Annotated in this window: 24 protein-coding genes, 1 other RNA gene and 1 pseudogene; 13 read left to right on the forward strand and 13 right to left on the reverse strand. The window is 38.6% G+C overall.

The window, feature by feature from the left end; all coding sequences use genetic code 11:
* The first annotated feature begins 62 nt into the window (after positions 1 to 62).
* Entirely contained in the window at positions 63 to 1,823 is a 1,761-nt protein-coding gene (gene cydD, locus RDV53_RS00630) for a heme ABC transporter permease/ATP-binding protein CydD (protein WP_005696499.1), read from the forward strand.
* On the forward strand, positions 1,823 to 3,553 hold the full coding sequence (gene cydC / locus RDV53_RS00635) for a heme ABC transporter ATP-binding protein/permease CydC (RefSeq protein ID WP_005696500.1): 1,731 nt from the start codon (positions 1,823 to 1,825) through the stop codon (positions 3,551 to 3,553). Before cydD ends, cydC begins: the two co-directional genes overlap by 1 nt.
* 26 nt (positions 3,554 to 3,579) lie before the next feature.
* Here cydC and ffs read toward each other — a convergent pair.
* Positions 3,580 to 3,678, reverse strand: an RNA gene (gene ffs / locus RDV53_RS00640) — signal recognition particle sRNA small type.
* Between the two features lie 127 nt (positions 3,679 to 3,805).
* On the opposite strand from ffs, the gene nrdG reads away from it, so the two are divergent.
* Entirely contained in the window at positions 3,806 to 4,273 is a 468-nt protein-coding gene (nrdG, locus tag RDV53_RS00645) for an anaerobic ribonucleoside-triphosphate reductase-activating protein (RefSeq protein ID WP_005696501.1), read from the forward strand.
* Here nrdG and RDV53_RS00650 read toward each other — a convergent pair.
* Both RDV53_RS00650 and RDV53_RS00655 read right to left on the reverse strand, forming a co-directional pair.
* Positions 4,270 to 5,058: a TatD family hydrolase gene (locus RDV53_RS00650; protein WP_005696502.1), complete on the reverse strand. Its 789-nt coding sequence runs from the start codon at positions 5,056 to 5,058 to the stop codon at positions 4,270 to 4,272. The two genes, nrdG and RDV53_RS00650, sit on opposite strands and share 4 nt — an antisense overlap.
* A 59-nt stretch (positions 5,059 to 5,117) precedes the next feature.
* Positions 5,118 to 5,627: a peptidylprolyl isomerase gene (locus tag RDV53_RS00655; RefSeq protein WP_032822689.1), complete on the reverse strand. Its 510-nt coding sequence runs from the start codon at positions 5,625 to 5,627 to the stop codon at positions 5,118 to 5,120.
* 111 nt (positions 5,628 to 5,738) lie between these two features.
* Between RDV53_RS00655 and cysS the strand changes: the two genes are divergently transcribed.
* Positions 5,739 to 7,118: a cysteine--tRNA ligase gene (gene cysS, locus RDV53_RS00660; RefSeq protein WP_032822687.1), complete on the forward strand. Its 1,380-nt coding sequence runs from the start codon at positions 5,739 to 5,741 to the stop codon at positions 7,116 to 7,118.
* Between the two features lie 25 nt (positions 7,119 to 7,143).
* Here the strand turns inward: cysS and RDV53_RS00665 are convergent, their stop codons facing one another.
* Positions 7,144 to 7,275, reverse strand: coding sequence for a hypothetical protein (locus RDV53_RS00665; protein ID WP_255308529.1), 132 nt, complete (start codon positions 7,273 to 7,275; stop codon positions 7,144 to 7,146).
* Positions 7,276 to 7,520: 245 nt separating this feature from the next.
* Between RDV53_RS00665 and RDV53_RS00670 the strand changes: the two genes are divergently transcribed.
* From RDV53_RS00670 to RDV53_RS00695, 6 genes and pseudogenes are all read left to right on the forward strand, one after another.
* Positions 7,521 to 7,760 carry an integrase core domain-containing protein gene (locus RDV53_RS00670; protein ID WP_255308532.1) on the forward strand — a complete coding sequence of 80 codons (240 nt, stop codon included), beginning with the start codon at positions 7,521 to 7,523 and terminating at the stop codon, positions 7,758 to 7,760.
* Between the two features lie 237 nt (positions 7,761 to 7,997).
* Positions 7,998 to 8,438, forward strand: a complete 441-nt coding sequence (locus RDV53_RS00675; protein WP_005699852.1) for an HvfX family Cu-binding RiPP maturation protein — start codon at positions 7,998 to 8,000, stop codon at positions 8,436 to 8,438.
* A gap of 32 nt (positions 8,439 to 8,470) precedes the next feature.
* Complete coding sequence (gene hvfA / locus RDV53_RS00680; protein WP_005696509.1) at positions 8,471 to 8,758, forward strand: oxazolone/thioamide-modified RiPP metallophore HvfA; 288 nt, start codon at positions 8,471 to 8,473, stop codon at positions 8,756 to 8,758.
* A gap of 77 nt (positions 8,759 to 8,835) precedes the next feature.
* The gene (locus tag RDV53_RS00685) at positions 8,836 to 9,756 is read left to right on the forward strand and encodes an HvfB family MNIO-type RiPP peptide maturase (RefSeq protein WP_005696510.1); all 921 of its coding nucleotides are present in this window, start codon (positions 8,836 to 8,838) and stop codon (positions 9,754 to 9,756) included.
* Positions 9,746 to 10,459, forward strand: a complete 714-nt coding sequence (locus RDV53_RS00690) for an HvfC family RiPP maturation protein (RefSeq protein ID WP_005696512.1) — start codon at positions 9,746 to 9,748, stop codon at positions 10,457 to 10,459. The genes RDV53_RS00685 and RDV53_RS00690 overlap by 11 nt, the downstream gene beginning before the upstream one ends.
* Positions 10,444 to 10,677, forward strand: a pseudogene (locus RDV53_RS00695) (integrase core domain-containing protein); the annotation flags it as partial. The gene RDV53_RS00690 and the pseudogene RDV53_RS00695, both read left to right, overlap by 16 nt.
* Before the next feature lie 60 nt (positions 10,678 to 10,737).
* On the opposite strand, the gene RDV53_RS00700 reads toward RDV53_RS00695, so the two are convergent.
* Positions 10,738 to 10,929, reverse strand: coding sequence for a hypothetical protein (locus RDV53_RS00700; protein ID WP_005696515.1), 192 nt, complete (start codon positions 10,927 to 10,929; stop codon positions 10,738 to 10,740).
* 112 nt (positions 10,930 to 11,041) lie between these two features.
* On the opposite strand from RDV53_RS00700, the gene RDV53_RS00705 reads away from it, so the two are divergent.
* Both RDV53_RS00705 and RDV53_RS00710 read left to right on the forward strand, forming a co-directional pair.
* Entirely contained in the window at positions 11,042 to 11,590 is a 549-nt protein-coding gene (locus RDV53_RS00705; protein WP_032822685.1) for a sigma-70 family RNA polymerase sigma factor, read from the forward strand.
* Between the two features lie 11 nt (positions 11,591 to 11,601).
* Positions 11,602 to 11,769, forward strand: a complete 168-nt coding sequence (locus RDV53_RS00710) for a zf-HC2 domain-containing protein (protein ID WP_005696517.1) — start codon at positions 11,602 to 11,604, stop codon at positions 11,767 to 11,769.
* 32 nt (positions 11,770 to 11,801) lie between these two features.
* Here RDV53_RS00710 and RDV53_RS00715 read toward each other — a convergent pair whose 3' ends face one another.
* Positions 11,802 to 12,362: a YtfJ family protein gene (locus RDV53_RS00715; protein WP_005696519.1), complete on the reverse strand. Its 561-nt coding sequence runs from the start codon at positions 12,360 to 12,362 to the stop codon at positions 11,802 to 11,804.
* A 111-nt stretch (positions 12,363 to 12,473) separates the two neighbouring features.
* On the opposite strand from RDV53_RS00715, the gene RDV53_RS00720 reads away from it, so the two are divergent.
* A complete protein-coding gene (locus tag RDV53_RS00720) occupies positions 12,474 to 12,800 on the forward strand; it encodes a zinc ribbon domain-containing protein YjdM (RefSeq protein ID WP_032822684.1) in 327 nt (108 codons plus the stop codon).
* A 68-nt stretch (positions 12,801 to 12,868) separates the two neighbouring features.
* Here RDV53_RS00720 and pheA read toward each other — a convergent pair whose 3' ends face one another.
* The 7 genes from pheA to RDV53_RS00755 form a co-directional block, all read right to left on the reverse strand.
* Positions 12,869 to 14,026, reverse strand: coding sequence for a prephenate dehydratase (gene pheA, locus RDV53_RS00725; RefSeq protein WP_005696521.1), 1,158 nt, complete (start codon positions 14,024 to 14,026; stop codon positions 12,869 to 12,871).
* An 8-nt stretch (positions 14,027 to 14,034) separates the two neighbouring features.
* Entirely contained in the window at positions 14,035 to 15,675 is a 1,641-nt protein-coding gene (gene ushA, locus RDV53_RS00730; protein WP_005696522.1) for a bifunctional UDP-sugar hydrolase/5'-nucleotidase UshA, read from the reverse strand.
* Positions 15,676 to 15,796: 121 nt separating this feature from the next.
* Positions 15,797 to 16,714 (reverse strand): UDP-3-O-acyl-N-acetylglucosamine deacetylase, encoded by a 918-nt coding sequence (gene lpxC / locus RDV53_RS00735; RefSeq protein WP_005696523.1) that lies wholly within the window; start codon positions 16,712 to 16,714, stop codon positions 15,797 to 15,799.
* Positions 16,715 to 16,755: 41 nt separating this feature from the next.
* Positions 16,756 to 18,063 (reverse strand): cell division protein FtsZ, encoded by a 1,308-nt coding sequence (gene ftsZ, locus RDV53_RS00740; protein ID WP_005696524.1) that lies wholly within the window; start codon positions 18,061 to 18,063, stop codon positions 16,756 to 16,758.
* Between the two features lie 86 nt (positions 18,064 to 18,149).
* The gene (ftsA, locus tag RDV53_RS00745) at positions 18,150 to 19,424 is read right to left on the reverse strand and encodes a cell division protein FtsA (protein ID WP_005696525.1); all 1,275 of its coding nucleotides are present in this window, start codon (positions 19,422 to 19,424) and stop codon (positions 18,150 to 18,152) included.
* A 29-nt stretch (positions 19,425 to 19,453) separates the two neighbouring features.
* Complete coding sequence (locus RDV53_RS00750; RefSeq protein ID WP_005696527.1) at positions 19,454 to 20,239, reverse strand: cell division protein FtsQ/DivIB; 786 nt, start codon at positions 20,237 to 20,239, stop codon at positions 19,454 to 19,456.
* Positions 20,239 to 21,159 carry a D-alanine--D-alanine ligase gene (locus tag RDV53_RS00755; RefSeq protein ID WP_032822683.1) on the reverse strand — a complete coding sequence of 307 codons (921 nt, stop codon included), beginning with the start codon at positions 21,157 to 21,159 and terminating at the stop codon, positions 20,239 to 20,241. Before RDV53_RS00755 ends, RDV53_RS00750 begins: the two co-directional genes overlap by 1 nt.
* Positions 21,160 to 21,180 lie beyond the last annotated feature (21 nt).

Below are 21,180 nucleotides of genomic sequence, written 5' to 3' on the forward strand. Positions count from 1 at the left end.
CACCCTTCAAACTCCCTCTCAATAGAGAGGGAGAACTTTTTAAATATTAACTCTACAAATCTATGGACAAACTTCGCCAAAAATATTTACAAAAATGGCTTCGTGCGCAGCAACAACCTGTTAAAAAATTAATGCGCACCAATATTGCCCTTGCCACACTTTCCTCCTTAATTCTTGTGGCTCAAACCTATTTTCTTGCAACATTGCTCGACAAGCTCATTATGCAACATGTCAATCGTGCTGAACTGGTTCCCTATTTTATTGCATTAATCATTACTTTTGCTTTACGTGCGGTCATTTTATGGCTACGCGAAAAAATTGGCTTTAAAGCAGGTCGATTACTGCGCAATCATATGCGCCAAAAGATCTTAGACAAAATCCATCAAGTTGGTCCTGCAACCATCAATAATAAACCAGCCGGTAGTTGGGCAAGTATTATGCTTGAACAAGTGGAGAATCTGCATAATTTCTATGCACGATTCTTACCACAACAAAGTTTGTCTGCCATTGTACCTATGGTGATTTTAATTGCTGTATTCCCACTCAACTGGGCTGCTGGGCTGATTTTGATGATCACCGCACCACTTGTACCCATTTTTATGATTCTAGTAGGGATTGCGGCAGCAGATAGCAGCCAAAAAAATATGGCTACCCTTTCTCGCTTAAGTGCACAATTCTTGGATCGCTTACGTGGTTTAGAAACCTTGCGTCTTTTCAACCGCACTTCAGAACAAACACAACATATTGAAAGCACAACGGAAGACTTCCGTGAAACGACCATAGCTGTACTTAAAATGGCGTTTCTCTCTTCTGCCGTGTTAGAGTTTTTCACCTCCATTTCCATTGCTTTAATGGCAGTGTACTTTGGTTTTAGCTATTTAGGCCAAGTCGAATTTGGTACTTATGGCACCACGCTAACCTTATTTACCGGCTTTTTCTGCTTAATTCTAGCGCCAGAGTTTTATCAACCATTGCGTGATCTCGGGACTTACTATCACGATCGTGCAGCTGGTATTGGTGCAGCTGATGCCATTGTCGATTTCTTAGAAGCGGATTATTTAATTGCACATCAAGGCAATGAACAAATTCCAGCACAAAGTGCGGTCGAGATTCAGGCTGAAAATTTAGTGGCGCTTTCGCCACAAGGTCAACCATTAACGAAGCCTCTTTCATTCCATATTCCGAAAGAAAGCCATATTGCACTTGTAGGTCAAAGTGGCGCAGGAAAAACCTCTTTAATCAATGTATTACTCGGTTTCTTGCCTTATGAAGGCAGCTTAAAAATTAACGGTGTGGAACTTAACCAAAGCCGTTTAAGCGACTGGCGCAAACAAATTGCTTGGGTCGGTCAAAACCCATTACTACTACAAGGTAGCATCAAAGAAAATCTACTTTTAGGTGATATTCAAGCAACTGATGAGCAAATTGAGCAAGCCTTGATTTCTGCGCAAGCAAAAGAATTTACCGATAAATTAGGCTTGGATAGCGAAATTAAAGATGGTGGGATGGGTGTATCCGTAGGCCAAGCGCAACGCTTAGCTATCGCACGCGCTTTACTACGCAAAGGCAATTTATTATTGCTCGATGAGCCAACAGCTAGCCTCGATGCCCAGTCTGAAAATCTGGTACTTGCTGCCCTTGCTGAAATGAGCCATAACCAAACCACCTTAATGATCACACACCGCATTGAAGATCTAAAACAATGCGATAACATTTTAGTGATGCAAGAAGGTGAAATTGTTCAACAAGGCCATTTCAACCAATTAAAAGATCAAGGCTTCTTTGCCGAATTATTGGCTCAACGAAAAGAGGATATTCAATAATGCATGCTTTACTTCCCTTTTTACGTTTATTTAAATTCGCCAAGTTGCCTTTATTTTTAGGCTTAGTTTTGATGATTACAGGCCTTGCATCTAGCATAGGCTTGCTGACCACATCGGGTTGGTTTTTAGCCGCAACAGCTATTGCAGGTCTTGGCACGTTATTTAATTTCTTCTACCCTTCTGCTTCTGTACGTGGGCTTGCTATTAGCCGCACCCTTTTCCGCTATTTCGAAAAGTTGGTGACACACGATGCCACTTTCCGCATTTTGGCTAAATTACGGGTACAAGTTTTTGAGAAGATTATTCCATTAAGTCCTGCTGTGTTAAATCGCTACCGTAACAGCGATTTATTAAACCGCTTAGTGTCAGATGTAGATACACTCGATAGCCTTTATCTTCGCTTAATTGCGCCATTTATTACGGCTATTTTTGTGATTCTAGCTATGTGTATTGGCCTAAGTTTCGTGAATGCTCCTTTAGCCTTAGGTCTAGGTGTGAGCCTGCTTATATTGGTATTGGTTATTCCAACCATTTTCTACCAACTGGGTAAAAAATTTGGTGACAAACTCGTGCATTCACGCGCACTTTATCGCACACAATTCTTAGAGTTTATTCAAGCTCAAGCAGAATTATTGCTCTTTAATGCTGAAGATAAATTGAAAGATAATATGGCTAAAACCGAAGCAAATTGGCAAGCAGATCAACAAAAAGAAGCCAATTTAAGCGGATTTTCAACCGCACTTTCACTCTTCTTAAATGGTTTGATTATTGCCGCAATGTTGTGGTTTAGCTCACAAGCTGAGTTTGGCGACGATGAATATCGTATGGCATTTATTGCGCTCTTCACTTTTGCGGCCTTAGCCTCATTTGAAATCTTAATGCCATTAGGCTCGGCATTCTTACATATCGGGCAAGTAATTGCGTCGGCTGAACGAGTGACAGATATTATCGAACAGCAACCATTAGTGACCTTTAATGGCAAAGCGGAGTTCGATCAAAACGCTACTACATTAATTGAAGCGAAAGATCTTTCTTTCACTTATCCTGAACGTCAAAATCGTGCTTTAGAGAATTTGAATTTAACCATTCAAAAAGGCAAAAAAATCGCGATTTTAGGTAAAACAGGCAGCGGAAAATCCACGTTATTACAGCTTTTAGTGCGTAATTATGATGCCAATCAAGGAGAATTATTCCTTGCTGGCAAGCCAATAGCTGACTATGCAGAAGACACATTACGTAGCCAATTCTGCTTTTTAACACAACGTGTTCATGTATTTAGCGATACGCTTCGTCAAAATCTGCAATTCGCAAGTGCGGTCAATATTTCAGATGAAAAAATGATCGAGGTATTAAATCAAGTGGGTTTAGGTAAATTGTTGGAACAAGAACAAGGCTTAGATATTTGGCTAGGTGATGGCGGCCGTCCGCTTTCTGGTGGAGAGCAACGTCGTTTGGGCTTAGCACGTATTTTGCTTAATGATGCGCCAATTTTATTATTAGATGAGCCAACTGAAGGTTTAGATCGCGAAACTGAACGCCAAATTCTGCGTTTAATTCTTGCACATGCTGAAAATAAAACCTTAATTATGGTGACTCACCGTTTAACGGCGATTGAGCAATTTGATGAGCTTTGTGTGATTGATGAAGCGAAACTAATTGAAAAAGGCACTTATACAGAATTATTACAATTAGAAAAAGGGTTCTTTAAACAATTAGTGGAGCGTGTGTAAAATAAGGAAGGATAAGTTGGGTGGAAATCTTCCCAGCTTATTCTCGGCACACAGAAATTCCGACTTTGGCTGCTTTCTTCCGAACCTGACCGAGTAAACCGGACACCGTTGCGAGAGACCGAGAAGATTTCCATTGATATCGCAATGCGATTAGGTGGGCTATTATGCAAGAATTGGCCCTGTATTGCAAAGGTTAATTTATCAATTCAGTGAATTTGACGAGAAAATCAACCGCACTTTTAAGGTAAAACCATGAACTATCTCCAATACTACCCAACAGATGTTGTAAATGGCGAAGGCACCCGTTGTACCCTTTTCGTGAGCGGTTGTACGCATGGTTGTCGTGGTTGTTACAATCAAAAGAGCTGGTCTTTTGATAATGGCGTATTATTTGATGAGGCGATGGAACAACAAATCATCAATGATTTAAAGGATACGCGCATTAAACGTCAAGGGCTCACACTTTCTGGTGGGGATCCGATGCATCCACGTAATGTTGAAGCCTTACTTCCTTTTGTTCAACGTGTAAAAAAAGAATGTCCCGATAAGGACATTTGGGTATGGACGGGATATAAACTGGATGAACTTGATGATTATCAACGTCAAATGTTGCCTTATATTGACGTACTCATTGATGGAAAATTTATACAAGAACAGGCTGACCCTAGCCTGGTTTGGAGAGGTTCAGCCAATCAAGTGATTTATCGTTTTAAGGTTTAACCGAATAAGGTTAAGCTATTCTGCCAAGCCGTTTCTTTAATTACTTCAGCATTTTCACTTCTTAAACTACATAAAGCGTCAAAGGTGTGAACTATCCGCTCTGGTCGATTAGGTTGCCCTTGAAAGCCAAACACCGGCATATCGGGAGTATCCGTTTCTAATACCAACGCCTCTAATGGCAACTTCGCAATCGCTTGACGCGTTTTATTCGCGCGTTCATAAGTAATGGTACCGCCTACGCCAATTTTATAGCCTAAATCCACAAATCGTTTTGCTTGATCATAACTTCCAGAAAAACCATGCACGACACCACATTTAGGCAAATTGGCTTGTTTTAAAAAGCGGAAGAATTGCTCGTGGGATTTACGACTATGTAAATTGACCGACAGATTGTATTTCTTCGCTAAATAAAGCTGACTTTCTAAAAAGTGCTGTTGCTTTTGCCATAATTCATCAGTCAATAAATTAGGAATTGCACATTCTAAGCCTATTTCTGCTACGGCTGTACAATTTTGATTACGAACAGATAATGCCGCATCCAATATCTCTAAATCATGCTCTTGATGCTCTTTGATATAAAGAGGATGCAACCCAAGCCCACAATAAAGATGCTCAGGGAAAAGTGCGGTCATATTTTGGATCGTTTTAAAATCCGACTCTTTTACTGCCACAATCAAAATTTTCTGCACATCAGCTTGCTTAGCGTTATCCACGAGCTGAGCTAATGGCTCACCTGTGTCATGATGAAGATAATCAAGGTGGGTATGAGTATCGAAGAAAGGCATTGCGTTATTTCACTTAAGAAAAAAAGGTGTGTAGATTGAGCATCCACACACCGAATTAATTATTCGACAGAAACTGATGTGATCACAACATCTTCTGTCGGAACGTCTTGGTGGAAACCTTTATTACCGGTTTTTACTTTCTTAATTTTATCAACCACATCCATCCCTTCAACCACTTCACCGAATACGGCATAGCCCCATTCTTGCACAACTTCACGACCGAACATCTCTTTTGAGCGGTAGTTTAAGAAGTTATTATCAGCCACGTTAATGAAGAATTGTGCCGTTGCAGAATGTGGATCAGAGGTACGCGCCATGGCGATTGTGCCACGTTTATTGCTTAAACGATTGTTGGCTTCATTTTGGATCGGTGCATTTGTTGCTTTTTCACGCATTCCGCTTTCCATACCACCGCCTTGGATCATAAATCCATCAATAACACGATGGAAAATTGTGTTATTATAGAAACCGTTTTTACAATAATTTAAAAAGTTTTCTGCAGTGATTGGCGCTTTATCAAAATCGAGTTTAATTTTAATATCGCCAAAATTTGTGTGTAATGTAACCATGTTATTTTCCTCTTGAAAATTAAGGCGTTCATTATTCCACAAATGGCGAGAAAGTGCCACCATGAGCAGAAAAAGTGCGGTCGTTTTCCAACCAGTTTTAAGAGAAAAAATATGTTAAAGATCTTTAATACCCTCACTCGTGAAAAAGAAGTGTTCAAACCTATCCATGAAGGAAAAGTGGGTATGTATGTGTGCGGCGTGACCGTTTACGATTTATGCCATATTGGCCATGGCCGTACCTTTGTGTGTTTTGATGTGATTGCTCGCTACTTACGCTCTTTAGGCTACGATTTGACTTATGTGCGTAATATCACTGATGTAGACGATAAAATCATTAAGCGAGCATTAGAAAACAAAGAAACCTGCGATCAACTTGTAGATCGTATGGTGCAAGAGATGTATAAAGATTTTGATGCACTTAATGTATTACGCCCTGATTTTGAACCTCGTGCGACGCATCATATTCCTGAAATTATTGAGATTGTGGAAAAACTGATTGCACGCGGTCATGCTTATGTTGCAAACAATGGCGACGTGATGTTTGATGTGGAAAGCTTTAAGGAATACGGCAAATTATCACGCCAAGATCTCGACCAATTACAAGCCGGTGCACGTATTGAAATTAATGAAATCAAGAAAAATCCAATGGATTTCGTGCTTTGGAAAATGTCAAAAGAAAACGAACCAAGCTGGCCATCGCCATGGGGCGCAGGTCGTCCAGGTTGGCACATTGAATGTTCGGCAATGAACTGTAAACAACTTGGTGAGCATTTTGATATTCATGGTGGCGGTTCTGATTTAATGTTCCCACACCACGAAAATGAAATCGCCCAATCTTGCTGTGCTCATGGTGGCCAATATGTGAATTATTGGATCCATTCCGGCATGATCATGGTAGATAAAGAAAAAATGTCGAAATCCCTCAGCAACTTCTTTACCATTCGTGATGTATTAAACCACTACAATGCAGAAGCGGTGCGTTATTTCTTACTAACGGCACACTATCGCAGCCAACTCAATTATAGTGAAGAAAACTTGAATTTAGCACAAGGTGCATTAGAACGTTTGTACACCGCTTTACGTGGCACCGATCAAAGTGCGGTTGCTTTTGGCGGTGAAAATTTTGTGGAAGCCTTCCGTGAAGCCATGGACGATGATTTCAATACGCCAAACGCTCTTTCTGTCTTATTTGAAATGGCGCGTGAAATCAATAAATTGAAAACTGAAGATGCAGAAAAAGCCAATGGTCTTGCTGCGCGTTTATGTGAGTTAGCGGGTATCTTAGGTTTACTTCAACAAGATCCAGAAAAATTCTTACAAGCTGGTTCTGACGATGATGAAGTCGCAAAAATTGAAGCGCTTATCAAACAACGAAACGAAGCCCGTGCCGCTAAAGATTGGACTGCTGCAGATGCGGCTCGTAATGAACTCACTGCAATGGGAATTGTGTTAGAAGACGGCCCTAACGGCACGACGTGGCGTAAACAATAATCTCACTTTGATACAAAAACTGCGGTCAAATTGACCGCAGTTTTTCTTTTAAGAAGAAAGTATTACATTTTCGGGGCTTCCATTTTTTTGCTTTTTTCTTCATTTCTTTTACTTTCATTTCATCAGATTTCATTTCTTCTGACTTCATATTATCCATTTTCATATCCTGAGATTTCATCATGCTATCAGACTTCATACTATCTGATGCCATTTTACGGTATTATGTAGCAGTTGCATAAAGTCCGAAAATTGACTAATTTACCGCATAAATTTGAATGCCTTTCCGAATGAAAATTGTGAAAGGCATTTCTTTTACCTCAAATTCTAACTTTAACCTCGCAATTTTTCACATCAATTTTCCATTTTTTCAAACTCAAGGTGTAGCTATTCCGCTCAACCTTCATTCAGGTAACTCAAAGTATGAGTCGCCGAGGTAACTGTTGGGATAATGCTCCAATGGAGCGTTGGTTCCGCAGCTTTAAATATGAATGGATGCAAGAGGGCGACTATCTAACCTTGGGGCAAGCGATGGACGATGTGAGAGCTTATGTGATGTATTACAATTTTGTTAGCCCACATCGTTACAATCAAGGTTTGCCGCCTGTTTTAACAGAAACAACCTATCGGGGACTGTTGAATTAGCTGATCACTACATTAATCAGTAAAAGATAAAAGGACGAAGATTATTAGAATCTTTGCCCTTAATGTTATCTGCATTTTTACAAAAAATAATATTTTCAATTTTTTGAAAAAAAAAGTGTAAGAAAAAAGGCTTATCTCCGACTAATAGAATAACAAGGAAGCATTTCCTACCATAATGAACTAAATAATTTCATAAAATAGCTAATCAATCAGAGGAAAAAAATGAAAGATTGTAAGATGCAAGGTATCAGCAGCGGCGTGAGTTTATTGATTTTACGCTTTTTTCTTGCGTGGGAATTTTTAGAGGCAGGGTTAGAAAAATGGAATGGTCAAAATTGGTTTACTGAAATACAAGATCGTTTTCCTTTTCCATTTAATCTTATTCCAGCCGATATTAATTGGCACGTTGCAATGGGATCTGAATTAATTTTCCCATTCTTGCTGATATTTGGGGTGCTAACACGTTTTAGTGCATTAAGTTTAACGATTTTAATCTCTGTCGCGTGGTATAGCATTCACGCCGATTCAGGTTATAACGTTTGTGATAATGGTTATAAATTACCCTTAATTTATGTGGTAACTTTATTAATCTTAATTACGCAGGGAGCAGGGAAACTCTCTTTAGACACGCTTATTAAGAAGGTTTATCCAACTAAAAGCTGGTTGAAATTCCTCTAACTATATTCAATATCAAATTCTAGGAGATTTAAATGAAAAAATTATCCACTTTAGCCGCATTAGCAGGAGCATTAACGATGACAGTAGCTACTGTTGCACACGCTGAGCCAAAATCAAGCAGTACAGATAAAGCTGCAACACCTTGTGTAGGTGATAAATGTGTGAAAACAAAAGCTGCAGAAGGTAAATGCGGAGAAGGCAAATGTGGTGCAAACGAAACGAAAGCCGCAGAAGGTAAATGTGGTGAAGGTAAATGTGGTGCGAGCAAACCAAAAGCTGCAGAAGGTAAATGTGGTGAAGGTAAATGTGGCTCTAAATAATCGTATTTTAATCTAGATGCCATACATAACACTGGTGTAAATTTACACCAGTGTTGTATTAAAAGGAGTAAATAATTATGTTACAAGGTGCAGGATTAGGATATCGTCGAGATTTAGCTGATGATTTTTTAAATTTATCATCAAATAATGCGATTCAGTTTATGGAAGTTGCTCCAGAAAATTGGGTAAAAATGGGAGGAGCTGCTCGTTATAGATTTGATCAAGCCGCTGAAAGATATCCACTTGCGGTACACGGACTATCACTTTCATTAGGCGGGCAAGCACCACTTGATCGCGAGTTATTAAAAAATACTAAAGCATTAATGACTCAATATAATTCGACATTTTTTTCTGAACATTTGAGTTATTGTGAATGTGAAGGGCATTTATATGATTTATTACCTATGCCATTTACTGAAGAAGCTGTAAAACACGTAGCACAGAGAATCCGCTATGTGCAAGATTTTTTAGAATTACAAATTTCATTAGAAAACACCTCTTATTATTTACACTCTCCCACCAGCACAATGAATGAAGTAGAATTTTTAAATGCTATTGCACAGGAAGCGGATTGTGGTATTCATTTAGATGTGAATAATATTTATGTAAATGGCGTCAATCACGGTTTACTTGATCCTTATGTTTTTTTAGATCAAGTAGATGTGAAACGTGTCAATTACATTCATATAGCAGGACACGACGAAGAACATTCTGCCGCACAAGTTGTAGAGGATTTAGAAGGGGAATCATTTAATAAAATAAAAGGGGCATATCGCTATTTACCAGAGTTATTAATTGATACGCACGGTGAGGCAGTAAAAGGTACTGTGTGGGATTTATTAGAATATGCCTATCAACGACTACCCGTCATTCCGCCAACATTATTAGAGCGTGATTTCAATTTCCCTCCATTTGCAGAACTTTATTCTGAAGTTGAACATATTGCACAACTACAGCAAAAATATGCTCAAAAAGAGGTAATATCCTATGCAGCCTAAACCTTCGCTTATTGAAACACAAAAAGCACTTGCCACAGCAGTTCGATTGGCTAATGCTCAACCTCTAAATGGTTATGCTCCGAATCGCCTTGCTGTTTATGCTCGTTTAGTTCGAAATAACATCTTTGGTTTTATTGACCGTTGTTTTGTTGAAGCGCCTAAACACGTTTCTGCTGAGAGTTGGTCTCAGACAAAAGAATTTTTTGTATTAAAAGGAAAATCACATTCGCCTTATTTTCAAGATATTGCTGGAGAATTTCTCTTATTTTGTCAAGAAAAAGAGAGTTTTGACGCCAATATACTGGCATTGATGGATTTTGAAAATACTCAATTACTTGCAGAAGTTTCTTTAGCAAAAGTACCTGAAAAATTTGAGTGGAATAAGTATAGCGTAATGCAGTTATCTGATGCAGCTTATTTAAAAAGCTATGAAGTCGATTTTTTATCAAGCGATTTTAAACAATTTGATGAAAACCCTATGCAAGCTGTTATATGGCGGGATAGCGATTTTAATATTCTGCAACAATGCTTATCTGAACTTGACTTTTGGCTATTAAGTTATATACAAGAACAACCTTCGTCTTTAGAAGAGGTATTATCTGCCTTAAATACTGTAGTTGAAGATAGCACCCCCTTAATTCCATTATTGGAAAACACTTGGGTTAATTGGATTAATGCTGAAGTGCTTTATCCCAAAGTATGAGTCGCCGAGGTAACTGTTGGGATAATGCCCCAATGGAGCGTTGGTTTCGCAGCTTTAAATATGAATGGATGCAAGAGGGCGACTATATAACCTTGGGGCAAGCGATGGACGATGTGAGAGTTTATGTGATGTATTACAATTTTGTTCGCCCACATCGTTACAATCAAGGTTTGCCACCTGTTTTAACAAAAACAACCTATCGGGAACTGTTGAATTAGCTGATCACTCCATCCCTATTGAGTTAAAATTTCAATAGGAATTTTAAGGTTTTTAATCAGTTAAACCTTTGTGCAACTGCTACATAATACCGCCATTTTATCATTTTGCATCGGCATCGACTCTTTGGTCATAGGCATGGGAGCTTTTGTCATTGACATCTCATTGGATTTCATATCTATCGCATAAAGACTGGTTGCAAAGAAAAGTGCAGCAATAGCAGTAAAGGTTGTTTTTACAGTAATATTTTTCATTTTGAATCTTCCTTAATTTGTGAATAATTAGCGTGATCTAGAAAGGTCTTTTCCTTTCATTATCATTAGACGAATGAGAACCTATTTCTTACACATTTTCCAAGGAAAAAATATGGAAACCAGAATTTCCGATAAAGAACTGATACAAATTAGAGAGCAAATGCTGAAGTTTGCCACATTACAGGTGAGTAATCCTGTATTAGCTGAAGATTTGGTTCAAGAAAGTTTTTTGAGTGCATTTAACAATCTCGAGCACTTTAAGCGACAAGCCGCATTTAAAACGTGGGTCTTTGCTATCTTAAAAAATAAAATCATCGATTTTCTTCGCCAGAAAGGCAAATTTGTCCTTGAAACCGAAATAGAAGATGAAGAACAAACCAATCATTTCTTTGATGAAGGGGGACACTGGAAAGCTGAACATTCTCCACTCGATCTCGAACTGAGCGAAAGTGCGGTCTATTCTGAAGAGTTCTGGCTGATTTTTGAAACTTGTTTAACTTGCCTACCGGCCAAACAAGCCAAGATTTTTATGATGAGAGAGTTTTTGGAATTATCTTCTGAAGAAATTTGCCAAGAAAATCAACTAAGCATAAGTAACTTGCACACGACACTCTATCGTGCCCGCTTACAACTTCAAAACTGCTTATCTCATAAACTTTAGGGAGTGACTTTATGAAATGTCGCCAAGCAACTCGCCTCATTTCAGATGCGCAAGAACGCCCATTAATGACTAAAGAAAAAATTGGGCTCAATTTGCATCTTGCCATCTGTACACATTGCCGTAAATTTCAACGAAATTGTGGCACATTGAGAAAATTAATGAAGGATTTCAAAGGATAAAAAGCGGAAGAAAACTTCCGCTTATAACTCTATTACTTCGCGATTAACGCTGTTGCTCGTGAAATGACTTCCTTGACTTCATCATCCGTCAATTTACCTTCTTTCACAAATTGCACTTTGCCGGTTTTATCAAGCAAAATAATCACGCTATCTTTTTCACGTAATCCCCATGTATTTTTGACTGCACTTTTATCATCTAAAATCACTTGGCTGTGGGCATTTTCTTTTTTGCCTTTTTCTGCACTACTTTTCACAAACATGCCTGTGCCCACAACGGCATCATCAGCGTTGATAATCGTCGTGGTTTGATATTTAGCTTGGTTAAAATGAGCAGCTTTAATAGCTTCGATCATCGCTTGATTTTTCTCTTTTGCCGCACTTCTGCCTGCAATATGCTGAATCACACGGACTTTGCCAGGTAATGCCGTTGAGCTCCACGATTTATACGCCACATCATTGCCATTTAAAGTGATTTCGCCCTTATCCGAAACCGTTACATTGGCTAAAAGTTGGTTAGGTTGGATATTGTGCGCGAATGCATTGATTGAGATTAAACTGCCCATCACTGCACTCAAAAGCATGATTTTTTTCATAAATACCTCATAAATTCCGTGAAATTGCCCATTTTTTGGCGAATAGTCACTTTTTTGTTATACTCCGTGCGCATTATACTTTGCTTAAATCAGATAAAGAAGGAAAAAGAAATGGATCAAATGCCAGCTTGCCCAAAATGTAAAGGCGAATATGTTTATCACGATTCTGTGAATTTTGTTTGCCCTGATTGCGGTAATGAATGGAATGGTAACGAAGCAGTTGAAGTCGATGAAGATCAACTGATTGTTAAAGATAGCAACGGTAATTTATTAGCCGATGGCGATGATGTACTTTTAATTAAAGATTTAAAATTAAAAGGTTCATCAGAAGTATTGAAGAAAGGCACGAAATTCAAAAATATCCGTTTAGTTAACGGAGATCACAACGTTGATTGTGGCAAAATCATGTTGAAATCAGAGTTCTTGAAAAAAGCTTAAGAATTCTCAATAAAAAGAGCGGTCGATTTTAACGTTATTTTAAATCGACCGCTCTTTTTTTATTTTCATTATACCTTCGCAGGCTTCACAATTTCACTTGGATAACAACCAAGCACTTTCAGATAATTACTGAACTGCTTAAGCTCTTCCAAGGCAATTTGGGTATCTGGATGATGAATGTTTCCTTCAATCTCCAAATAGAACATTTCTTCCCAAGGTTTGCCATAAATAGGGCGCGATTCAAGCTTAGTCATATTGATACCGTGCTTTTTAAACACAAGTAAGGCGTCCACTAAAGAACCCGCTTGTTGCGATGTGGTCATCAACAATAAGGTTTTCGTGTGGATTTGCGGTGAAACTTCACGTGCTTGTTTTGCCACGACAATGAAACGAGTAATGTTGTTTTCTTGGTTGGCAATATTATGTTTTAACACATGTAAGCCGTAAAGCTTGCCACCATCTTCATTACCTAATGCCGCAATATTCGGTTTATTCAAGCTTGCCACGAGCTGCATTGCATGAGAGCTACTTTCGCAGAACTCAATATGCACGCGCTCAAGACTTTGAATAAATTGACTGCACTGCTGAATCACTTGTGGATGGCTATAAAGCGTATCAATTTTGCTTAAATCATCTTGCTCATTCACTAAAACACAGTGCTTGATAGGATAAGCCAACTCACCCACCAAAGATAAGGTGGTATGTTGAAGCAAATCATAAACCTCATTAATTGCACCTGATGTGGTGTTTTCTAAAGGAAGTACGCCATAATCAGCTTCTCCGCTTTCAACTTTTTCAAAAATTTGAGCAAAGGAATCGCAACTGATTTCAGCAAATTGTTGATGGTAGCGAGCCGCATAATTACGCGCAGCCAAATTAGAGTAAGAACCACGCTTGCCTAAGAAAGCGATATGTAACGTTTCTTCTCGTTGCTCATTGAGCTTTTTCTGCAAGTACACTTGTTGTGTTAATACAGAATCTTCAATGATTTTTTGGAAGACTGACGTAATATACTGTGGTTCAAGCTGATAATTTTGGCTTTCAGCAAATTGCACAAGCTCCTGTAAGAGTTGTTGTTCTCGCTCTAAATCACGTAACGCTTTTTGCGTCACTTCTTTGCTTCTTACTACATCATATGCCAGACGATGACGCTCTGAAAGCAGCTTTAACAAGCTGCGATCAATTTGCGTAATTTGCTGACGAATTTCAGATAAATCTAATGCCATTTCATTCCTTACTTAAAGGTTACTTCATTATGAGGGATGTATTTTTCAGCATTAATAGGTGAATTTTTCTCAAAAAATTCTTTTAAAACATCCGCATCAATAAAACCTGTGTTAACGAAAGTTGGATTTTTAGTCATAACCGGATAACCATCTCCACCCGCCGCATTATAACTTGGTAAAGAAATACGGTAAGTTTTATTTAAATCTAATGGTTTACCTTGAATTTTCACATTTTCAACTTTCTTCTCCGCACGATTTACTGTCATGCTGATACCTGAATATTGTGCATAGGCACCAGAATCCACTTCTTTCAATGCGACTACATTTAAATAATCCAGTAATTCTTTACCGGTTAATTCAAAATAGCTCACAATATTACCAAATGGATGGATTTTTAAAATATCTTTATAAGTTACATCACCTTCTTGGATAGAATCACGAATACCACCTGAGTTCATGATACCAATGTCTGCTTTCGCTTTTTGACGTTGTGCTTCTGCAATTAAGTGACCAAGGTTAGTTTGTTCAAAACGAATAATGGTACGATCACCCTCTAACTTACCGTTTAATTTACCCACTTTTTGGCTTAATAACGCATCACCTTTATCTTGGTAAGATTTTAAAAGTTTTTCCATTTCTGGATCTTGTGGAATCTCTTCTGCGTAATTTACGTATTCCGTTTTACCGTCTTCTTTTTTTATTTTCTTCTTCAAGTTCACTGGAATTAATTGATAATTCACTAATTTTAATTCACCATTTTTGAACTCAAAGTCAGCTCGACCAACATATTTGCCCCATTCAAAGGCCTGCATAATCCAAGTACCATTTTGGAAATCTGGTTTACATGGCTGAGTAGGTTGATAATCTTTAATCCATACGCCTTTTTCATCCACGCAAATCGAATCATGGCTGTGACCACCGATAATCATATCGAATGCACCTTTATCTAAATTACGTGCAAGACTCACATCACCTGGTGCATTTGAACCATGTTTCGCATCATAATAATAGCCCATATGCGTTAAAGCGATTTTTACATCCGGCTTAACTTTTTCATTTAGCTCTTTTAATGTGGCTTTTGCTACCGTTGTTGGATCTTCAAACTTCACATTATGAAGGTATTCTGGGTTGCCTAATTTTGCAGTATCCTCAGTAGTTAAACCGACCACTGCAATTTTAAGATCTTGTTTATTTAAAATCGTATAAGGCTTAACTAAGGTTTTACCTGTTTTCGTATTAATCACGTTTGCAGATAAGAATGGGAAATTTGCCCATTTTTCTTGCATATCAAGAATTTGTAGTGGATTATCAAACTCGTGGTTACCTAATACAGTTGCCTCATAGCCCATTGCGTTCATTGCTTTAATATCTGGTTCTGCTGTTTGCATATCTGACTCAGGTACACCAGTATTAAAATCACCTGCATTTAATAAAATAAGTGAGCCACCTTTTTGCTCGACTTCAGCTTTTACGCGATTAACAATTGTTTTGTGAGCAGGAAAGCCATATTCACCTTTTGCATTCGGCCAAAAATGTCCGTGCGTATCATTAGTGTGCAATATGGTAAATTGATAGGTTTTGCCCTGTTCATATGCCATTGCAGCAGAAGTTGCTAGCACAAGAGGAAGCACGGTAAATAATTTTTTCATAATAAAAATACCTCTATTTTTGACCGCTCTTTACCTTCGCTAAAAACAAAAATAACAGAGCAAGATGGGAAATAAAAAAGCTATACTCCCGGAAGAAGTATAGCTTTTTAACAAAACATTGTTAGATTAATACCTGCACAGGCGCAACATAACCTTGTGGAACTTGTTTCTTATCTTCAAAGGTAACAAATTCCCACGCTTCCTGATCGGCAAGTACAGCACGGAGTAATTTATTATTTAAACCATGACCCGATTTATAAGCTTTGAAATCACCGATGATGTTATAGCCACACATATAAAGATCGCCAATCGCATCAAGCATCTTGTGACGAACCAATTCATCTCTGAAGCGTAACCCATCTTCATTTAAGATACGGTAATCATCTAATACGATGGCATTATCTAAGCTACCACCTAACGCAAGACCTTGAGATTGAAGATACTCAATATCTTTCATGAAACCAAAGGTTCTTGCACGACTAATTTGATGTACGAATGCTTGTGCAGAGAAATCCATCACATAATTACGTACATTTTTACTAATCGCTGGATGATCAAAATCGATTGTAAAATCTAAACGGAAACCATTATAAGGTTTAAATTCTGCCCATTTGTCACCGTCTTCTACTCGTACATTTTTCTTAATACGAATAAATTTCTTTGGTGCATTTTGTTCTTCAATACCAGCATCTAAAAGCAAGTAAATGAATGGGCTTGCACTACCGTCCATGATTGGAATTTCAGGTGCATCAACTTCAATGATAATATTATCGATACCTAAACCCGCTAATGCTGCGTTTAAGTGTTCTACGGTTGAAACACGTACACCGTGTTCATTCACAAGTGCAGTACAAAGCATTGTATCACGCACTGAATCAGCATTCGCAGGGAAAGTCACCGGCGGATTAAGATCGGTACGGCAGTAAATTACACCAGTATTCGGCATAGCTGGACGCAACGTTAACGTTACTTTTTTGCCGCTATGTAAGCCTACACCTGTTACTTTAATGCTTTGTTTTAATGTTCTTTGTTTAATCATCTCTTTTACCTTATTGCTTCACAACAAGATTACTTTTACTCTTATTTCTCATCACGACCAAATGATGCCGGATTAAAGAAATTAGGATTATTTCTTAACTGTTCTAAACGGCTTGGATCAAGCGGTTTATTTAAGTTACCGTATTGCGGATTTTGTTCCTGTGCTGGTTCTGGTTGTGGATTATGTCTTAATGCATCTAAACCATGTAAACCAACTGGCGGTTGAGGTTGAATCGTTTCTTGCGCTACAGGCTGTTGAACTGGGGCTTGTTGTACTGCTGCTTGAGGACGAGCAATTACGACTGGCTCAGCCGCAACAACATCACCTAAACCTGTTGCAACGATCGTGACACGAATTTCATTGCTCATTTCAGGGACTAAACTGGTACCCACAACGATAGTCGCGTCTTCTGATGCAAAGCTACCTACTGTGTCACCCACCACGTTAAATTCGTCAAAGCCGAGATCCATACCTGAGGTAATATTAACAAGAATACCTTTAGCATTAGAAAGATCGACTTTCTCTAATAAATCATTTTTAATTGCAAGACGCGCAGCTTCTTCTGCACGACCTGCACCTGGTTCACTTTGAGCTGAACCGAAACCAATCATTGCTTGGCCCATTTCCGACATAACGGTTCTTACGTCTGCAAAGTCCACGTTGATTAAACCTGGAGACGTAATCATATCGGAGATGCCCATAACAGAGTTACGTAATACGTCGTTTGCAGCAGCAAAAGCATCAATTAAGGTTGCATTTTTAGGGAGAACTTTTTGGATTTGTTGGTTAGGAATAATGATCATTGAATCCACATATTGTGAAAGATCTTTAATCCCTAATTCAGCAAATTGCATACGTTTTTTGCCTTCAAAGCTAAATGGCTTAGTAACAACAGCAACGGTTAAAATACCTAATTCTTTCGCGACTTTAGCGACGATTGGTGCGGCACCAGTACCTGTACCACCGCCCATACCGGCTGCGATAAAGACCATGTCTGCACCTTCAAGCATTTTACGGATTTCTTCTTGGTCATCTTCAGCCGCTTTACGACCCACATTTGGATTTGCACCCGCACCAAGACCTTTCGTTGTAGCCCCACCAATTTGTACAGTTTGTTGAACTTGGCTTTTGCGTAATGCTTGCGCATCGGTATTCACCGCATAAAATACGATTTTACCGTGTTCTTCGCTATCAATTGCACTTTCGCCCAAGAAATTACCATTGAATTCTTGTTGCACCATGTTAGCAACCATGTGGTTAACTGCGTTACCGCCGCCTCCACCGACACCGACAACCTTAATCAGTGCACCTGTTTGCTCTTCAAAATCACCATACTCTGGGTATAACATTTGCTGTTCTCCGTTACTGCTAATACTCTGCTAGCATATTAATAAAAGTTAAATCTTTCTTATTGTAAATGAAAAAGTCAAAATTATCAAAATTCTGATTTCACTTTGTTGAAAATATTTTTAAGGCCTTTCCAGAATTTTTTACCTAATGCTTCATCGCCATAATTACTATCCACAGGATCATTATCACTATTTTGATGATGATATTGTAGCAATCCCACGACTGTTGAATATTGCGGACGATTTACATAATCTGTTAACCCCGTGATATTTAGTGGACTACCAATACGCACCTGGCAACCAAATACACTTGATGCACAATCTTTTAAGTCTTCAATCTGTGCACCACCACCAGTGATAACGACCCCCGCAATTAATTCAAATTTAATATGTTTGGTTTCTAAATCTGCTTTAAGCTTATCTAATTCGTCCTTAACAACGCCTAATAGTTCAATATATCTTGCTGAAGTGATTAAAGATAAATCACTTTTTGTTAAAGCACGTGGTGCTCGACCACCAATACTTGCCACTTCAATTTTTTTATCACCATGTAAACGTGCCGGATATAATGCACTTGCATAGTTCACTTTAATGCGTTCTGCTTCTGCACGAGAAACGGTACATGCATGGGCAATATCATTGGTTACAATGTTCCCTGCGTAAGGAATAACTTTACTGAAACGCAATGAGCCATTGGTATAAACCATCATATTCATGGTGCCTGCACCGAAATCAATCAAGCAAACACCAAGATCCTTTTCATCTTCAGTTAAAACAGAATGTGTTGCTGCAAAGCCGGAAAACACAACTTTATCAACTTGTAATCCACAACGCTCAACTGCTTTTTTCAAGTTATTTTGCCAGTCTTGGTGACATGCAATTAAGTGTACGTTTGCTTTTAAACGAACACCTTGTAAACCTAATGGATTTTTAATATTAACTTGTTTATCTACGGCATATTCTTGTGGAATGATGTGTAATAAAGAAAGCCCCTCAGGTAATTTCACTGAGCTTGCTGTATGCAAAGCATCATCGATTTCATCTTGAGTCACTTCATTTTCAGAAATAGCAACAAAGCCGCTCTCATTCAAGCTTTGAATATGTTCACCTGTAATCGCAAGAGTCACGCTCATAATTTGGCAATCGGCCATTGATTCAGCTGCCTCAATAGCACGTTGGATAGAATTAACAACGGCATCTAAATCAGTAATACTGCCACGATCAATCCCTTTTGATGGACAACTACCTACACCAAGTACATTTACTACGCCATCAGGAAGGACTTCCCCAACAACAGCAACAACTTTTGATGTACCAACTTCAAGACCTACAATTACTTTCGGTTCCAACTCTTTTGCCATTTTCTTATTACACCCAATGAATTATTTTTTTATTTCTCTATCAATCCAACCGCTGCTGATGCAGATGCATAGCGCAAATCTACATAATCAATTCGTTTACCTTCAGGCACTTCAATTTGTGGATAAATCGTTACAAATCGATCTAATTTTGGTTTCCAATCCCCGCGCCCAAGTTTCAATACTATATCATTATCTAGCGTAACTTGCCACGCACCACGATCATCAATTGTTACGCCTTTAACCAGCAAATTTTTCGCCTTAAAATCAGCAAAAATTTGATTCCAAGCCTCTAATACCTTCAAGCTTTGATAATCCGGCCCCCCTAAATAAGGTAAAGCTTTTTCTTTTAACTTATCCATCGGCAATTGGAAAACCGTTCCATCTTTTGTAACAAACTCTGTTTTATTCCAAATGGCAACTGGCTGATATTCTGATAACCAAATACTTAAACGATTTGGCCAAATTTTACGAACCACCGCACCTTTTACCCAAGGAATCGTTTTAAGCTGCTCTTGAATTTGCTTGACGTCTTGTCCCCAAAAGCCCTTGAGAGATCCCATTTTAAGCAATACGTCTTGCACATCTGGATAAGTGGTAAATTCATTTTGACCGACTAAGGCATAGGCAGTAATTTTTCTATCACCGTCTAAGCTTTCAAGCCAACTTTGCCAGTTTGAATAAACAAAATACCCTAGCCCTGCACAAAGTAACACCAAAGCAAGTTTAATCTGCAACATGAAACGGAATTTACCTTCTCCGTTGGATGAGCGACCAAATTGCGTTGGCGGTGTATTTTTGCGCTTAATTACATTCATTACGCACTCAACTCCAAAATTTTCACGACGAGTTGTTCAAATGAAATACCGACTGTTGACGCAGATTTAGGGAATAAACTGTGACTTGTCATGCCTGGGTTCGTGTTTACTTCTACTAAACGGAAATTACCTTGTGCATCGGTCATTACATCAATGCGACTCCAACCACGACAACCCACAACGTCATAAGCACGTTTAACTAATTTCGCTAATTCTTGCTCTCGTTCAGCTGAAAGACCCGCTGGGCAAAAATATTGAGTGTTATCTGAAATATATTTCGCATCGTAATCATAAAACTCACCTTCTGGCACAATGCGAACAGCAGGCAATACTTCACCACCTAAAACAGGCACTGTTAATTCATCGCCAGCCAACCATTCTTCAATCAAAATGGTGTTATCAAATTTAAGTGCATAATCGACCGCACTTTTTAATTCTTCGACTGCTTTTACTTTCGTTAAACCGACACTTGAACCTTCAAGAGATGGCTTAACCATCAAAGGTAAACCTAACTTTTCGACCACAGCTTGTGGGTTTAGTTCGTGAGCGTTTTCTTTGGTTACAATCTCCATATCGGCAACAGGTAAACCAAAGGCTTTCCACAACATTTTAGTACGCATTTTATCCATGGTTAATGCTGAAGCCATCACTCCACAACCGGTGTAAGGCAAGCCGATTTGTTCTAATAAACCTTGCATAGTGCCATCTTCACCACCGCGACCATGTAAAATGTTAAAAACGCGATCAAAACCATCTGCTTTTAAATTCGCGACATTATATTCTTTAGGATCGATACCGTGTGCATTATAACCTTGGCTTACTAAGGCGTTTAACACAGCTGCACCAGAATTAAGAGACACTTCACGTTCAGCTGATGTGCCGCCTAACAACACAGCAATTTTTTCTTGTTTTAAATTCATTGTTTTATCCTGTTTTCTTTT

The sequence above is a fragment of the Haemophilus parainfluenzae ATCC 33392 genome, from assembly GCF_031191205.1.
Taxonomy (GTDB): domain Bacteria; phylum Pseudomonadota; class Gammaproteobacteria; order Enterobacterales; family Pasteurellaceae; genus Haemophilus_D; species Haemophilus_D parainfluenzae.

Bases quoted from the DNA above. Each gene is read 5' to 3' on its own strand.
- cydD (WP_005696499.1), top strand. From the start codon at position 63: ATGGACAAACTTCGCCAAAAATATTTACAAAAATGGCTTCGTGCGCAG.
- cydC (WP_005696500.1), top strand. From the start codon at position 1,823: ATGCATGCTTTACTTCCCTTTTTACGTTTATTTAAATTCGCCAAGTTG.
- nrdG (WP_005696501.1), top strand. From the start codon at position 3,806: ATGAACTATCTCCAATACTACCCAACAGATGTTGTAAATGGCGAAGGC.
- RDV53_RS00650 (WP_005696502.1), bottom strand. From the start codon at position 5,058: ATGCCTTTCTTCGATACTCATACCCACCTTGATTATCTTCATCATGAC.
- RDV53_RS00655 (WP_032822689.1), bottom strand. From the start codon at position 5,627: ATGGTTACATTACACACAAATTTTGGCGATATTAAAATTAAACTCGAT.
- cysS (WP_032822687.1), top strand. From the start codon at position 5,739: ATGTTAAAGATCTTTAATACCCTCACTCGTGAAAAAGAAGTGTTCAAA.
- RDV53_RS00665 (WP_255308529.1), bottom strand. From the start codon at position 7,275: ATGGATAATATGAAGTCAGAAGAAATGAAATCTGATGAAATGAAAGTA.
- RDV53_RS00675 (WP_005699852.1), top strand. From the start codon at position 7,998: ATGCAAGGTATCAGCAGCGGCGTGAGTTTATTGATTTTACGCTTTTTT.
- hvfA (WP_005696509.1), top strand. From the start codon at position 8,471: ATGAAAAAATTATCCACTTTAGCCGCATTAGCAGGAGCATTAACGATG.
- RDV53_RS00685 (WP_005696510.1), top strand. From the start codon at position 8,836: ATGTTACAAGGTGCAGGATTAGGATATCGTCGAGATTTAGCTGATGAT.
- RDV53_RS00690 (WP_005696512.1), top strand. From the start codon at position 9,746: ATGCAGCCTAAACCTTCGCTTATTGAAACACAAAAAGCACTTGCCACA.
- RDV53_RS00700 (WP_005696515.1), bottom strand. From the start codon at position 10,929: ATGAAAAATATTACTGTAAAAACAACCTTTACTGCTATTGCTGCACTT.
- RDV53_RS00705 (WP_032822685.1), top strand. From the start codon at position 11,042: ATGGAAACCAGAATTTCCGATAAAGAACTGATACAAATTAGAGAGCAA.
- RDV53_RS00710 (WP_005696517.1), top strand. From the start codon at position 11,602: ATGAAATGTCGCCAAGCAACTCGCCTCATTTCAGATGCGCAAGAACGC.
- RDV53_RS00715 (WP_005696519.1), bottom strand. From the start codon at position 12,362: ATGAAAAAAATCATGCTTTTGAGTGCAGTGATGGGCAGTTTAATCTCA.
- RDV53_RS00720 (WP_032822684.1), top strand. From the start codon at position 12,474: ATGGATCAAATGCCAGCTTGCCCAAAATGTAAAGGCGAATATGTTTAT.
- pheA (WP_005696521.1), bottom strand. From the start codon at position 14,026: ATGGCATTAGATTTATCTGAAATTCGTCAGCAAATTACGCAAATTGAT.
- ushA (WP_005696522.1), bottom strand. From the start codon at position 15,675: ATGAAAAAATTATTTACCGTGCTTCCTCTTGTGCTAGCAACTTCTGCT.
- lpxC (WP_005696523.1), bottom strand. From the start codon at position 16,714: ATGATTAAACAAAGAACATTAAAACAAAGCATTAAAGTAACAGGTGTA.
- ftsZ (WP_005696524.1), bottom strand. From the start codon at position 18,063: ATGTTATACCCAGAGTATGGTGATTTTGAAGAGCAAACAGGTGCACTG.
- ftsA (WP_005696525.1), bottom strand. From the start codon at position 19,424: ATGGCAAAAGAGTTGGAACCGAAAGTAATTGTAGGTCTTGAAGTTGGT.
- RDV53_RS00750 (WP_005696527.1), bottom strand. From the start codon at position 20,239: ATGAATGTAATTAAGCGCAAAAATACACCGCCAACGCAATTTGGTCGC.
- RDV53_RS00755 (WP_032822683.1), bottom strand. From the start codon at position 21,159: ATGAATTTAAAACAAGAAAAAATTGCTGTGTTGTTAGGCGGCACATCA.